General features: G+C 68.3%; 11 protein-coding genes and 1 riboswitch. Of the genes, 9 read left to right on the top strand and 2 right to left on the bottom strand.

The genetic code is table 11. The features are described from left to right. The first annotated feature begins 13 nt into the window (after positions 1-13). Positions 14-490, top strand: coding sequence for an XAC0231 family protein (locus K5L94_RS00820; RefSeq protein ID WP_053448482.1), 477 nt, complete (start codon positions 14-16; stop codon positions 488-490). Positions 491-559: 69 nt separating this feature from the next. After that, positions 560-1,039: a tRNA (cytidine(34)-2'-O)-methyltransferase gene (locus K5L94_RS00815; RefSeq protein WP_004153580.1), complete on the top strand. Its 480-nt coding sequence runs from the start codon at positions 560-562 to the stop codon at positions 1,037-1,039. Positions 1,040-1,176: 137 nt separating this feature from the next. Here the strand turns inward: K5L94_RS00815 and K5L94_RS00810 are convergent, their stop codons facing one another. Further along, positions 1,177-2,340 carry an acyl-CoA dehydrogenase family protein gene (locus K5L94_RS00810; RefSeq protein ID WP_053448481.1) on the bottom strand — a complete coding sequence of 388 codons (1,164 nt, stop codon included), beginning with the start codon at positions 2,338-2,340 and terminating at the stop codon, positions 1,177-1,179. 257 nt (positions 2,341-2,597) lie between these two features. Here K5L94_RS00810 and K5L94_RS00805 point away from each other — a divergent pair, with 257 nt between their 5' ends. After that, complete coding sequence (locus tag K5L94_RS00805) at positions 2,598-4,274, top strand: electron transfer flavoprotein-ubiquinone oxidoreductase (protein ID WP_197586566.1); 1,677 nt, start codon at positions 2,598-2,600, stop codon at positions 4,272-4,274. Between the two features lie 65 nt (positions 4,275-4,339). Further along, positions 4,340-4,741, top strand: coding sequence for a c-type cytochrome (locus tag K5L94_RS00800; RefSeq protein WP_053448479.1), 402 nt, complete (start codon positions 4,340-4,342; stop codon positions 4,739-4,741). Here K5L94_RS00800 and K5L94_RS00795 read toward each other — a convergent pair. After that, positions 4,735-8,334: an ATP-binding protein gene (locus K5L94_RS00795; protein WP_053448478.1), complete on the bottom strand. Its 3,600-nt coding sequence runs from the start codon at positions 8,332-8,334 to the stop codon at positions 4,735-4,737. The genes K5L94_RS00800 and K5L94_RS00795 overlap by 7 nt on opposite strands. A 75-nt stretch (positions 8,335-8,409) precedes the next feature. On the opposite strand from K5L94_RS00795, the gene K5L94_RS00790 reads away from it, so the two are divergent. From K5L94_RS00790 to pnuC, 5 genes are all read left to right on the top strand, one after another. Continuing rightward, the gene (locus K5L94_RS00790; protein ID WP_053511118.1) at positions 8,410-9,048 is read left to right on the top strand and encodes a response regulator; all 639 of its coding nucleotides are present in this window, start codon (positions 8,410-8,412) and stop codon (positions 9,046-9,048) included. Positions 9,049-9,299: 251 nt separating this feature from the next. Next, positions 9,300-9,707: a glycine zipper 2TM domain-containing protein gene (locus K5L94_RS00785; protein ID WP_040006712.1), complete on the top strand. Its 408-nt coding sequence runs from the start codon at positions 9,300-9,302 to the stop codon at positions 9,705-9,707. A 128-nt stretch (positions 9,708-9,835) separates the two neighbouring features. Beyond that, positions 9,836-10,960 (top strand): phosphotransferase enzyme family protein, encoded by a 1,125-nt coding sequence (locus K5L94_RS00780; protein WP_053448476.1) that lies wholly within the window; start codon positions 9,836-9,838, stop codon positions 10,958-10,960. Positions 10,961-11,003: 43 nt separating this feature from the next. Beyond that, positions 11,004-11,099, top strand: a riboswitch (TPP riboswitch). Positions 11,100-11,168: 69 nt separating this feature from the next. Next, complete coding sequence (locus K5L94_RS00775) at positions 11,169-13,358, top strand: TonB-dependent receptor (protein ID WP_274511643.1); 2,190 nt, start codon at positions 11,169-11,171, stop codon at positions 13,356-13,358. Positions 13,359-13,366: 8 nt separating this feature from the next. Then, a complete protein-coding gene (pnuC, locus tag K5L94_RS00770) occupies positions 13,367-13,939 on the top strand; it encodes a nicotinamide riboside transporter PnuC (protein WP_053451221.1) in 573 nt (190 codons plus the stop codon). The last annotated feature ends 86 nt before the right edge of the window (positions 13,940-14,025 follow it).

Here is a 14,025-nt window from a genome sequence, read left to right as displayed (position 1 = left end):
AACAGGCCCCGTCATGAACGCCAAGACCATTGCCATCGCCATCGCCCTGATTGCCGGCACCGCGGTTGTTTCGTCGGTGCAGGCCTCCGAATCCATCAAGACCCTGTCCACCGTGCAGGTCCGCCCGGCCGCCGACCAGCTGGCCCAGCAGGCCTGGGAACAGGCCAGCGGCATCCCGACCCTGGCCACCGTGGAGGTGCGCCCGAGCGCCGACCAGCTGGCCGAGCGCAACGGCTACGCCGCCACTCCGGTCGCCGCCGCGATGCCGATCACCACGTTGGCCTCGGTGGAAGTGCGCCCCAGCCTGGAGCAGCGCGTCGCCCTGGCCGCCGAACTGGAAGCCCAGCGCTACGCCGCCACCCTGGCCGCCGCCGCTACCAACGTTGCCCACTCGGTCATCGTCAACCTGCCGGCCCTGCAGGTGCGCCCGAGCGCTGCCGACCTGCAGGCCCTGGCCAGCGAAACCGCCCAGGTCCTGCTGCGCCCGTAACCGGTGCCGCCCTGCCCCGTGCAGGGCGTGCGCCGTAAAGGCGGCGGCCGTCGCAGGTACACTGCGCCGATGAATGCCGCGCCCCAGTTCCACGTGATCCTGTTCCAACCGGAAATCCCGCCCAACACGGGCAATGTGATCCGTCTCTGCGCCAACACCGGCGCGCAGCTGCACCTGGTCGAGCCGCTCGGCTTCGCACTGGAAGACAAGCAGCTCAAGCGCGCCGGGCTGGACTACCACGAGTACTCGCGCCTGCAGGTGCACCCGGACCTGGACACCGCGCTGGCGCGGATCGCGCCCAAGCGGCTGTTCGCCCTGAGTACCCGGGCCAGCGTGCGTTATGACAGCGTGGCCTTTGAAGATGGCGATGCGTTCCTGTTCGGCCCGGAAAGCCGCGGCCTGCCGCAGGACGTACTCGATGCCTTGCCCGATGGCGCCCGCCTGCGCCTGCCGATGCGGCCGGACAATCGAAGCCTCAATCTTTCCAACACCGTGGCGGTGGTGATGTACGAGGCGTGGCGGCAGCACGGGTTTGCCGGCGGCGCGTAAACCGCCTCAGATGGGTGTGAACCGCTCCTGGTGGATGCGGACCGCACTTGGTGGGTGCGGACCTTGGTCCGCACAAATGCCTGGCCGGGTGCTGAAGGAATGTGCCAACCAAGGTTGGCACCCACCACAACCCGATTTCAGAACGCGTTGATGCCGGTCAGTTCGCGGCCGATCACCAGCTGGTGCACGGTCTCGGTGCCTTCATAGGTGATCACCGATTCCAGGTTCAGTGCGTGGCGGATCGCCACGTGCTCGGTGGTGATGCCGGCCCCACCCAGCAGATCGCGACACTCGCGGGCGATGTCGATCGCCATGCGGCAGTTGTTCCACTTGGCCAGGCTGACCTGCTGCGGCTGCAGCTGGCCCGCTTCCTTCAACCGCCCCAGCTGCAATGCCAGCAGCTGCGCGGTGGTGATGCGGCGGGCCATCTCGGCCAGCTTGATCTGTGCGCTCTGCGTGGCCGCCAACGGGCGCCCGAACAGCACGCGCTCCTTGGCATAGCCCAGTGCTTCATCCAGGCAGGCGATGGCCGCCCCGATCGGCCCCCAGCTGATGCCGAAGCGGGCCTGGGTCAGGCAGCCCAGCGGCCCCTTCAGGCCCTTCACGTTCGGCAGGCGATGGCTGTCGGGCACGCGCACGTCGTCGAAGAACAGCGCACCGGTCAGCGACGCGCGCAGGCTCATCTTGTGCTTGATTTCCTGGGTGGTGAAGCCGGCCATGCCCTTCTCCAGCACGAAGCCCTGGATGCCGTCCTCGGTCTGCGCCCAGACGATCGCCAGGTCGGCCACCGGCCCGCTGGTGATCCACATCTTGCTGCCGCTGATCCGCCAGTCACTGCCGTCGCGCACCGCACGGGTCTTCATGCTGGCCGGATCGGAACCGCCGTGCGCCTCGGTCAGGCCGAAGCAGCCGATCAGTTCGCCGCGCGCCATCGCCGGCAGCCACTGCTGGCGCTGTTCCTCGCTGCCATAGGCGTAGATGGGATACATGCACAGCGAGCTCTGCACCGAAACGAAGCTGCGCAGGCCCGAGTCGCCACGCTCCAGCTCCTGGCAGATCAGGCCGTAGCTGACCGCACCGAGGCCACCGCCGCCGTATTCGGCCGGCAGGGTGGCGCCGAGCAGGCCCAGCGATGCGATCTCCGGCACCAGTTCAGATGGAAAACGGGCCTGGTCAAAGGCATCGCCGATGATCGGCAGCACCCGCTCGTTGGTGAAGCGGGCGACGCTCTCCTGCACCGCGCGCTCTTCCTCGTTGAGCAGGGAACGGACATCGAACAGATCGTACGGATGCAAAGCCATGGCACTCACGCGCAGTCAGGACCGGGCCATTGTCGGTCATCCGGGCAGAGCGTGCCGACCCAGGTCGGCACCCACCAGAGCGGCGGCACTACGCTGCAATGCAGCAATCGGGATGTGAACATCGGCGATCTAGCTCGATCACGCGCGGCCCGGTACCCTGACACATTCAAACAACCGTTTCGCTCGTGGCTGCACGCGCGATTTCCAGGCACCGCCGGTGGCCCCGATGCCGGCCCTACCCACGAGTCATGCAATCGATGAGCGCTGAAGCCAACGCCCTGCCCCCGCGTGAAGTAATGGAGTTCGACGTGGTGATCGTCGGCGCCGGCCCCGCCGGCCTGGCCACCGCGATCCGCCTGCGCCAACGCGCGATCGAAGCCGGTCGCGAACTGTCGGTCTGCGTGCTGGAGAAGGGCTCCGAGCCGGGCGCGCATGTGCTGTCCGGCGCGGTGATGGACCCGCGTGCACTGACCGAGCTGTTCCCGGACTGGGCCGAGCGCGGCGCGCCGCTGAAGCAGAAGGTCACCCGCGACGAATTCCTGTTCCTCAGCGAAACCGGCGCACGCAGCACGCCCAACGCGCTTCTGCCGGAGTGCTTCCACAACGAAGGCAACTACATCATCAGCCTGGGCGAAGTGACCCGTTGGCTGGCGCAGCAGGCCGAGGCGCTGGAAGTGGCGATCTTTCCCGGCTTCGCCGCCGCCGAGGTGCTGTATGGCGACAACGGTGAAGTGATCGGCGTAGCCACCGGCGACATGGGTATCGAGAAGGACGGCAGCATCGGCCCGGCCTTCGAGCGTGGCATGGCGTTGCAGGCCAAGTACACGATCTTCGCCGAAGGCGCGCGCGGCCACCTCGGCCGCCAGCTGATCGCCCGTTACAAGCTGGACGAAGGCAAGGACCCGCAGGCCTACGGCATCGGCATCAAGGAGCTGTGGCAGATCGACCCGGCCAAGCATGAGCCGGGCCTGGTGGTGCACGCCGCCGGCTGGCCGCTGGACAACGACACCTATGGCGGCGCGTTCCTGTACCACGCTGACGGCGGCAAGGTTGCCATCGGCTACGTGGTCGGCCTGGACTACAAGAACCCGTGGCTGAGCCCGTTCGAGGAATTCCAGCGCTTCAAGACCCACCCGTCCATCCGCAAGCACCTGGAAGGTGGCACCCGCATCGGCTACGGCGCGCGCGCCATCACCGCCGGTGGCCTGATGTCGCTGCCGAAGACGGTGTTCCCCGGTGGCGCACTGGTCGGCTGCGAGGCCGGCTACCTCAACGTCAGCCGCATCAAGGGCAGCCACGCCGCGATCAAGACCGGCATGTTGTGCGCCGATGCGGCCTTCGACGCCCTGGCTGCCGACCGCCAGCACGATGAACTTGACGCCTACCCGAAGGCGTTCGAAGCCAGCTGGCTGTTCACCGAACTGCAGCAGGCCAAGAACTTCAAGCAGTGGTTCAAGAAGGGCCAGACCGTGGCCACGCTGATGACCGGCATCGAGCAGTGGCTGCTGCCCAAGCTGGGCGTGCGCAACCCGCCGTGGACCCTGCGCCACAGCACCCCGGACCACGCCTGCCTGGAGCCGGCGGCCAAGCACACCCGCATCGCCTACCCGAAGCCGGATGGCGTGCTGACCTTCGACCGCCTCAGCTCGGTGTTCCTGAGCAGCACCAACCACGACGAGAACCAGCCCAGCCACCTGACGCTGAAGGACGCCAGCATTCCGGTGAAGGTGAACCTGGCCGAGTACGCCGGCCCGGAAGCACGCTACTGCCCGGCCGGCGTGTACGAGTTCGTCGGCGAGGCCGACAACGCGCGGCTGCAGATCAACGCGCAGAACTGCGTGCACTGCAAGACCTGCGACATCAAGGACCCGACCCAGAACATCGTCTGGGTGACCCCGCAGGGCGGCGGCGGCCCGAACTACTCGGGCATGTGACCGCCACGGGCTGCGACCGCGTGTCGCAGCCCGGTCGTTTCCGCGCACCGCTATCCTGCCCGCCCATGCGCGCCTTCAACCTGCTCACCATCGTTGCCATGGCACTGGCGGCCACGGCCTGCCAGCGCCCGGGCGCCGCACCGGCCACGCCCGAACAGGCCCACCAGCAGGCCATGCAGCGCGCGTTCGAGCTGTGCGCCGGTTGCCATACCGTTCAGCCTGGCGGGATCCATCGCTTCGGGCCGAACCTGCATGGCGTGATCGGTCGCCGTGCAGGCAGCCTGCCCGACTACGGCTATTCCGACGGCATGCGCCGCGCCGACATCACCTGGACCGCGCAGACCCTGGATGCATTCCTGCAGTCGCCCACCCACCTGGTGCCGGGCACGCGCATGTACAACGCCTTCCCCAGCGCCGAACGCCGCGCGTTGGTGATTGCCTACCTGCAGCAGCAGTCGGCTCAGTGAGCCAGCCGCTGAAGCTGTTGCTGCAGCCGGGCCACGAACGCCGCGACCGCAGCGAACAGCGGCGCCGGATCGGTTTCGGTTGCGTCCTGCAGGCGCTCGACCAGCGCATTGGCCTGGCCTGCCAGCACGCCCGCCCCCACCGCCCCGAGGCCGCCGGCCTGGCGATGCAGGTGCAGCGCCGCGGCCGCACGGTCACCGGCCTGCAGCGCGCGCTGCACGGCCGCCAGATCCTCCTCGCTGGCCTGCAGCAGGCTGTCGCGCAGCTGCTCGGCCACCGCCCGTGAGCCGAACCGCTGCTGCAGGGCTGCCAGATCGGGCAGCGCCATGCCGTCGTCGGCCACCGCCTCCGTTTCCGGCTCGGCGAACGTCTGGCCCTGTGCCTGCGGCAGCCAGCGCAGCAGCGCCGCACGCAACGTGGCCAGTGACAGCGGCTTGGCCAGCACCTCATCCATGCCGGCCTCGCGGCAGCGGCGCGCATCGTCGTCCAGCACGCTGGCGGTCAACGCCAACACGGTCAGCCGTGGCTGGCCGGTACGGCCTTCGCGCTCGCGCAGCAGGCGGGTGAAGCCGAACCCGTCCAGTACCGGCATGCGGCAATCGGTGATCACCAGGTCGAAACTCTCCGCGGCCAGCCGATCCAGCCCCTGCTGGCCATCGCCGACCATCACGTGCGGCACGCCCAGCTGCTGCAACCGCCAGGCCATCATCGCCTGGTTGGTCGGATGATCCTCGATCACCAGCACGCGCGCCTGGCGCAGCGCGGCCGGCAACAATGCGGCCTGCTCCTGCTCGGCCACCAGGGCCTCGACATCGCCACTGCCCGCTTCCACCAGCGACAACCGTACTTCGGCACGGGTGCCCTCGCCCAGCGTGCTGTGCAGGGTCAGCTCGCCCTCCATCATCTGCGCCAGCCGCTGGCTGATGCTCAGGCCCAGGCCGGTGCCACCGTGGTCGCGCTGGATGTAGGCACCGGCCTGGGTGAAGGGTGCGAACAGGTGCTGCAGCTGCTCCGGTGCGATGCCCATGCCGGTGTCGGTGACGCTCAGGCACAGCGGCTGGGCGCCGTCCTCGCGGGTCGGCCCCAGCACCTCCAGCTGCAGGCGGACCTCGCCCTGGGCGGTGAACTTGATGGCGTTGCTGAGCAGGTTGAACACGATCTGGCGCAGGCGTACGCCATCGACTTCGTGCGCGGGCGCCAGCTGTGGATCAATCTGCACGTGCAGCGCCAGCCCGCGTGCACTGGCCTGGGCCGAGAGCAGGCGGCAAACGCTTTCCAGCAACGGCCGCAGGGGCTGCGGCACCGGCTCCAGGCGCAGCGCACCGGCTTCAAGCCGGGAGTAATCGAGGATGTCGTCGAGAATCTGCCGCAGCATCTGCGCCGAATCCTCGATCACTCCCAGAATGCGTTGCTGCTCGGCGTCCAGCGGTGAATGCGCCAGCACTTCCAGCATGCCGAGCACGCCACTCATCGGCGTGCGGATCTCGTGGCTCATGGTGGCCAGGAAACGCGACTTGGCCTCCGCCGCCTGCTCGGCGTCGGCCTTCGCCGCCACCAGGGCATCGGCCTGTGCGCGCGCCTCGCTCACATCCACCCAGTAGCCACTCCACGTCACGGCGCCGGCTTCGGCCGCATAGGGATGGGCCTGGCTGCGCACCCAGCGCGCGTCGGTGCCCTCGGCGCGCAGGCGGAATTCCAGGATCAATGGCGCGAACTGGCGCGCGGCCTGCTCGACCGCCTGCAGGATGCGCGCGCGATCGTCCTCCTCGATGCGCTCCAGCAGGATCTTCGCATCCTGCTCGGCCTGCTGCCGGCTGATTCCGAACAGGGCCTGCAGATCGCCGGCGATGAACGGGAAACTGAGCGTGCCATCGGCATCGCGGCGTGCCTGGTAGACCACCGCCGGGAGGTTGTCGGTGACTTCGGCCAGGCGCTGTTCCAGGTGACGCCGCCCGGCCACTTCGCGGCGCAGCCGCCAGTAGCCGATGCCATGCACCAGCACTGCGGTCAGCAGCACCAGCAGCAGCGGCAGTGCCCAGCGCAGCACCCGCTTCCAGTCGACCCCATTGCGGTGCTCGACCGACAGCCAGTTGCCGCGCAATGCCTCGTGCTCGCGCGGTGCCATCTGCAGCAGCAGGCGGTCGAAGGTCGTGGCCAGCGCGGCATGGCGGCGCTCCACCGCCATCACCAGCTGATCGTTGAAACCCGCCGGGGCAGCAACCTGCAAGCGCCCCTGGAAGCGGCTGCGCAGCAGCTGATTGACCAGCGCCAGGTTGCCCACATAGGCATCGGCTTCGCCATCAAGAACCCGCTGCATCGCCTGTTCGGCACTACGTGCCGCCATGATCCGGGCCTGCGGTGCCTGCTGCAGCACGTAGCCACGCACGCGCTCCGGATCGGACAGCAGAACGCGCTTTCCCTGCAGGTCCGACAGGCCCAGCAGGGCAGGGCTGTCGACGCGGCTGACGATCACGTTTGGCACGCTGATGAAGGGCTGGCTGAACACCCAGTCCGGCCCGAGGTAGCGCGAATCGGCCGGGATGCCCATCACCGCCTGCAGCTCGCCACGGCGCGCCTTCTCGCGCACCTCGTACCAGTCGTGGCTGCTCTCCGGCTGCAGGTGTGCACCGGCCTGCACCAGCCGATGCAGGTACTCGCTGGCCAGGCCACTGGGCGCACCATCCCCGCCGGTGAACGACAACGGCGCCGCATTCGGTGCGAAGCCGATCTTCAGTGGCTGCTCCAGCACCCGCTTTTCGGCCTGGCTCAGCGCCATCTGCGCCGACGCCGACCATTGCGGTGGCGGCAGCCAGCGCCTCGCCAGGGCATCGCGCTGGGCCTGGCTGGTTGAGGCCAGGGCCAGGTCCAGCGCTTCGGCCAGCGGCTGCTTGCTGCTGGGGATGCCGAAGTGCAGCCGTTCGGGGGGCAGATCGCTGGGGCGCAGCAGCACCACACCCTGCAGATGGTGGACGGCGATCAGTTCAGTGGCGACATAAGCATTGCCGATATAGACATCAGCTTTGTCGTCTCTGACCATCTCGAGCGCCGCCAGCGAGCTGTGTGCGACAAGCTGCCGTGCGCGCGGGAAGCGTGCCCGCACCTGCGGACCGGTCAGGAAATCCTGCTCGATCACCACCCGCAATCCATCCAGATCGGGGTTGTCGGAGCCACGCAGGTCGCCCGGTCGGCCCACCAGGGCCAACGGTGCTTCGCCATAGGCGGCCGTGTACACCATGCAACGGGTGCGGTCGGCACTGAGACCGACATTCATCACCACATCGATCTCGCCACGGCACGCCGCATCCAACACGGATGTCCAATCTGGATAGCGACGGGCCTCCACCCTGACGCCTAGCTGGCGGGCAAGAAGCGACAGATAATCCGGTCCCAGGCCAACCTGCTGGCCATCATGGAGGGACTCGAACGGCGGCCAGCCGCTGTCATACTGGCCCACGACGATGCTCGGATGGGCGGCGAGGTACTCACGCTGCAGGGAGCTGAGCGGCAGCAGCCCTGGAACGCCCTGTGCCAAGGCCGCTGGCAGCACCAGTACGGCCAGCAGCAGGACCAGCCCGCGAACAGCCCAGCTACGCATCGGCGTCGATCTCCTAGAATGCTGCCAGGGATCGCGATGGTCGCGGCCCGGCCTGCCCGGTGGTCATACTAGAGCATGAGCTTGCGCATCATCATCGCAGACGACCACCCGGTGGTCCGTATCGGCACCCGCGCCGTCATCGAATCGAGCGGGGTGGGCCGCGTGGTCGGCGAAGCCGACAGTGCACAGGCGCTGATGGCCCTGCTGGGCGACCAACCCTGCGACCTGCTGGTCACCGACTACTCCATGCCCGGCAGCCCCCAGGCCGATGGCTTCGCCATGATCGGCATGATCCGCCGCCGTCATCCCGAGCTGCCGGTGCTGATGCTCAGCGTCTCCAACAACCTGGCGATCCTGCGCATGGTGCTCGACAGCGGCGTGCTGGGCCTGGTCGACAAGAGCTCGTCGATGGACGAACTGCCGCAGGCCATCCAGGCGGTCTACCGCGGCCAGGCCTACATCAGCCGCAGCCTGCGCGAGCGGGTCGAGGCCGCGGGCGGCTGGCGCATGCGCGAGGGCGACGGCAAGCCGCTGTCGCCCCGTGAGGTGGAGGTACTGCGGCTGCTCGGCACCGGCATGACCGTGAAGGAAATCTCGCTGCAACTGCACAAAAGTGTCAGCACCATCAGCCGCCAGAAGGGTGACGCCATGCTCAAGCTGGGCCTGAAGGGCGACGCCGAACTGTTCGATTACCTGCGCGACGGCAAGATCTGAGACGCAGCCCGCACAACACAGGGGCCCCCGGGACGGCCGGGGCGCACCGCCCGTTCCCTATCTGCCAGCTGAGCGGCCAGGCCCGCTTTCAGCCTTGCTTCATGCCGCCTGCCGCTAGATGAATGCGCAAGCCGCACGGTGGGCCAGGCAATGTTCCGGCAATGTTGGAACGCCAGCGTGGACATCACGGCAGCCGGGGCGCCCCGCGCCCTCCCTGCCCAGCGTGGCATGCACCTCACAGGAGAACGAACATGCTCAGTACTTCCACACTCAGCTTCCGTGGTCTGGCGATGGCTCTGGCACTGGTGGCCGGTGTCGCCGTGGTCAGCGATGCCAGCGCGATGTCGAGGAAGGACAAGCGCACCCTGGTTGGCGCCGTGGTCGGTGGCGTGGCCGGCAACCTGCTCTCCAACGGCGACCCCGCCGCGACCGTCGGCGGTGCCGTGGCCGGCGGCGCGATCGGCAACCTGACCACCTCCGACCGCCGCGACCGTCGCTATTACGACAACCGCTACTACGACAACCGCTACGACCGCCGCTACGATCGTGGCTACTACCGCAGCGGCTACTACGACCGCGGTGACGACCGCCGATGGCAGCGCGATCGCTATTACGACAACCGCTACTACAACGACCGCGGCCGTCATCGCGGCTGGTAAGCGGCGGCACGGCTCACCGCGAGCGGGCGCAGGGACGGGCGGGTCGATGACCCGCCCGTTTGCGTTGGCCGCGGGCATGGCGTTGAATGCGCAGCCTTGGATGTGACTTTCCCCTTTCGGGCTGCGGCATGACTTCTTCCTCCCACCGCGTGCAGGGCCTCAACAACGACGAGGTCGCCGCCGACTGGCCACCGATCAGCACGCGGGACATCGGCTGGCTGCGCGAGCACTACCCGCAGCTTGACGGGCAAAGCCAGGCGCGCTGGCACAGCCCGCGGCCACTGTCGGCCGCCGCCATTGTCGACGGCGCGCAGGGTGCGGTGTTCATCAAGCGCCATCACCACAGCGTGCGCAGCGCGGCCTGCCTGGAAGAAGAGCACCGCTTCATCGCGCATCTCGCGGCGGCAGGCCTGCCCGTGGTCCAGGTGCTGGCGGCCGCCGATGGCCATACCGCCGTCGAACAGGGCGAGTGGACCTTTGAACTGCACGCCGTTGGCGTAGGCGACGATCTGTACCGCGATGCAGTGTCGTGGTCGCTGCTGACCGATGTCGCGCAGGCCCGCGAAGCCGGCCGCATGCTGGCGCGACTGCACCAGGCTTCGGACAGCTACCACGCGCCGCAGCGCAGCACCCATGTGCTGGTCGCGCGCGACGATCTGATCCGTGCCGACGATCCGATTGCAGCAATCAAGTCTGACCTGGCCACACGCCCCGGCCTGGCCCGCTACCTCGCACGCATCCCGTGGGAAACGCAGCTCCGCCGCGACGTACTGCCGTGGCACAGCGGCCTGGCCGAGCGCCTGCGCGACGAACCCCGGCTATGGGCGCACAACGACTGGCACGTCTCCAACCTGCTGTGGCGCGACGGCCAGGTCAGCACCGTGCTGGATTTCGGCCTGGCCTCGCCCACCAGCGCACTGTTCGACCTCGCCACCGCGATCGAGCGCAACGCGGTGGCGTGGCTGCAGCTGGAGCGCGGTATCGAGGCGGTACGCATCGACATCGCGCTGGCCCTGCTCGACGGCTATCGCCAGGTGCTGCCGCTGTCGGCCACGCGCGTGCACCTGCTGGCCGACCTGCTGCCGATGGTCCATTTCGACTTCGCACTGTCCGAAGTGGAGTACTTCGAAGGTGTCACCGGCTCGACCGCGAATGCCGACGTAGCCTGGCAGCCCTTCATGCTGGGGCATCCGGCATGGTTCCACAGCCCCCCCGGTCAGGCACTGCTGCAGGCCCTGCACGCCGCGGCATGAACGCCACCGGCTCGCAAATCCGTACCATTTGTAGTGAAATGGTCACCTGAAGCGGGGGTGCCTGGATCTGCCAGGCTGAGAGAGTCCCTTGGAACCTGATCCGGTTTGCACCGGCGTAGGGAGCTTTGAGCCGCAGCCACACCCCCGTCATGGGCCGTGCACCTGCGCGCCGTCGCTTCGTCTCCCTTGTTGTCCGAAGACGAACCGAATGAACCGCTGCCTGCGCCCCACCCTGCTCTCCCTCGCCCTCTGCGCCGCGCTGCCGCTGCATGCCAGCGAGGCCGACGCTGCTCCCGATGTGGCTGCCACCGGCGCCGAACGTTCGCCCACCGAACTGGCGGCGGTGCGCGTGCAGGCCGGCAAGCCGAAGGCGGATACCTCACGCGTGAATGCCTTCGGTGGCGGTTCGTGGAAGGACACGCCGGCTTCGGTGAACGTGCTCGAGCGCGACTATCTCGACCGCCGCCAGGTGCGTTCGCTGTCCGAGCTGGCCAGCAACGATGCCTCGCTGGGTGATGCGTATGCACCCGTGGGCTATTACCAGAACATCGCCATCCGCGGATTCGCGCTCGATGCCGCCACCGGCTATCGCTTCAACGGCCTGTCCATCGCTGGCGAACAGCGCCTGGCGCTGGAGAACGTGCAGGCGGTGGAGATCCTCAAGGGTGAAGCCGGCCTGGCCGCCGGTGTGATGGCGCCGGGCGGCATCATCAATTACATCGGCAAGCGTCCGGCCGAAGTGCGCACCGCCACGCTCGGCACCGATTCGGAAGGCTCGCGCTACGTCGCCGTCGATGTCGGCCACTGGATCACCCCGCGTTTCGGCCTGCGCCTGAATGCCGCATGGGATTCCAGCAATTCCTACGTCGAGCACGCCGATGGCCGCCGCAACTTCTACTCGCTGGCCGCCGACTGGCTGATCGGCGAACGCGGCAAGCTGGAAGTGGATGCCAACTACCAGACCAGCTCGCAGCGCTCGGTGTCCGGCTACCAGCTGCTGGGCGCGCGTGACCTGCCGCGCGGTGTCGATCGCGAGCACCTGCTCGGCTACCAGCCGTGGCAGCGCCCGGTGGATATCGCCAGCACCAACATCACCGCCCTGCACACCTACGACTTCAACGACGCGTGGCAGTCGCGCGTCTCGGTCGGCCACAGCCGCTCGGTGATCGATGACAACGTCGCCTTCGCCTACGGCTGCTATTACGCCGCGCAATGCGCCGATGGCAGCGTGCCGGGCAACTACTTCGCCCCCAATGGCGACTACGACGTCTACGACTACCGCAGCCCCGACGACACCCGGCGCAACCAGCAGGCGCGTGCCGAGCTGCGCGGCCGCTTCGAGACCGGCACGGTCGGCCACCAGCTGACCGTCGGTGCCGACTATTTCCGCCGCACCGTGGACAAGCGCCCCAGCGTCAACGAGTACGTCGGCACCAGCAACATCCACGACGCGCAGGTGCCGGTGTTCGAGCCGTCGCCGAAGATGCCCGGCCCGTCCGCACGGCGCCTGGACAGCCGCCAGACCGCATTCTTCGCGCTGGACCGGATGAGCTTCGGTGACGACTGGCAGTGGCTGGCCGGTGGCCGCTTCGTGCGGCTGGATGAACGCGCGTACGACAAGCGCGGCACCCCACAGCGCCACAGCCGCCTGTCGCGCTTCCTGCCGCAGACCGCGCTGGTGTGGAAGGCGACCGACCAGCTCAATGCCTACGCCAGCTACGTGCGCGGCATTTCGCTTGGCCAGGAAGCGCCGTTCTGGACCAGCAACGCCGATACCTTCCTGCCCTCGGTGCAGTCGCGGCAGCTGGAAGTGGGCGTGAAGTACGTGCCGGTCGAGGCGTTGACCCTGGGCGCAGCGGTGTTCCGCATTTCGCAGCCGTACCAGTACGCCCAGCCCGACAACAGCGACGCTGGCTATACCTTCGTCCAACAGGGCACACAGACCCACACCGGCCTGGAGCTGACCGCCAACGGCCAGCTGACCGATGCACTGCAGATCGTGGCCAGCGCCAGCGTGCTGCAGGCGCGCGCGCGCGACACCGGCACGCCGGCCTATGAAGGCCATCAGCTGGTGAACGTGCCGAAGGTGCGCGCCAGCGTGCACCTGGCCTACGCGTTGCCCTTCGTGCAGGGCCTGGAGGTGACCGGGGGCTGGCGTTATGCCGGTGCCAAAGTCGCCCGTGCCGATGGCGGCGTGCGTGCACCGGACTACTCGGTGTTCGATGCCGGCCTGCGTTTCCAGCACCGCCTGCACGAGCGTGCGGTGACCTGGAACCTGTCGGTGGACAACGTGTTCAACCGCTTCTACTGGCGCGATACCGGCAGCAGCGGTGGTGACTACTACCTGTTCCCCGGCGCACCGCGACAGGCCCGCCTGTCGGTGACGTTCGCGCTGTGAGCGGCGCCGTGCTCGAGTGGACCGCCGCGCTGTGCAGCATCCTCGGCGTCTGGCTGATGGCCCGGCGCCGGCTGTCGGCATGGCCGGTGGGTCTGCTGTCGGTGACGTTGTACGGGCTGGTGTTCGCCGAGGCCAAGCTGTACTCGGACACCCTGCTGCAGGTCGCCTTCGGCGGCTTCCTGGTCTACGGCTGGCTCAACTGGCGCCAGCACGCGGCCGACGAGGGCAGCGTCCGCATCGTGCCGCTGGCGCGCGGCAAGCTGCTGCGCGACCTGGCCATCGGGCTGTGCGGCGGCGTGGCGCTGGGCGCGGCCATGCACACCTTCACCGATGCCGCACTGCCGTGGCTGGACGCGATGCTGACCGCGCTGAGCCTGGTCGGCCAGTGGTGGCAGGCGCGCCGCCACGTGGCGTGCTGGTGGGTGTGGATCGCAGTGGACGTGGTCTATGTGGGCGCCTACCTGTTCAAGTCGCTGCACGTGACCGCGGCGCTGTACGTCTTCTTCCTCGGCCTGGCCGTGTTCGGCCTGCGCGCGTGGAGCGCGGCCGCGCGCGAGCCACAGGGTGCACCCGTACGTTGATGAGGAGGGCCAGGCTGTGCGCTGGCCATCCACAGTAGAGCCACGCCATGCGTGGCTGAGGGGTCACCCGTAGGCGCATCCACGCA

It is taken from the genome of Stenotrophomonas forensis, assembly GCF_028752115.1.
GTDB classification, from domain to species: domain Bacteria; phylum Pseudomonadota; class Gammaproteobacteria; order Xanthomonadales; family Xanthomonadaceae; genus Stenotrophomonas; species Stenotrophomonas forensis.
The sequence above is the reverse complement of the archived record's forward strand: the minus strand, read 5'-3'. Positions and strand labels throughout refer to the sequence as shown.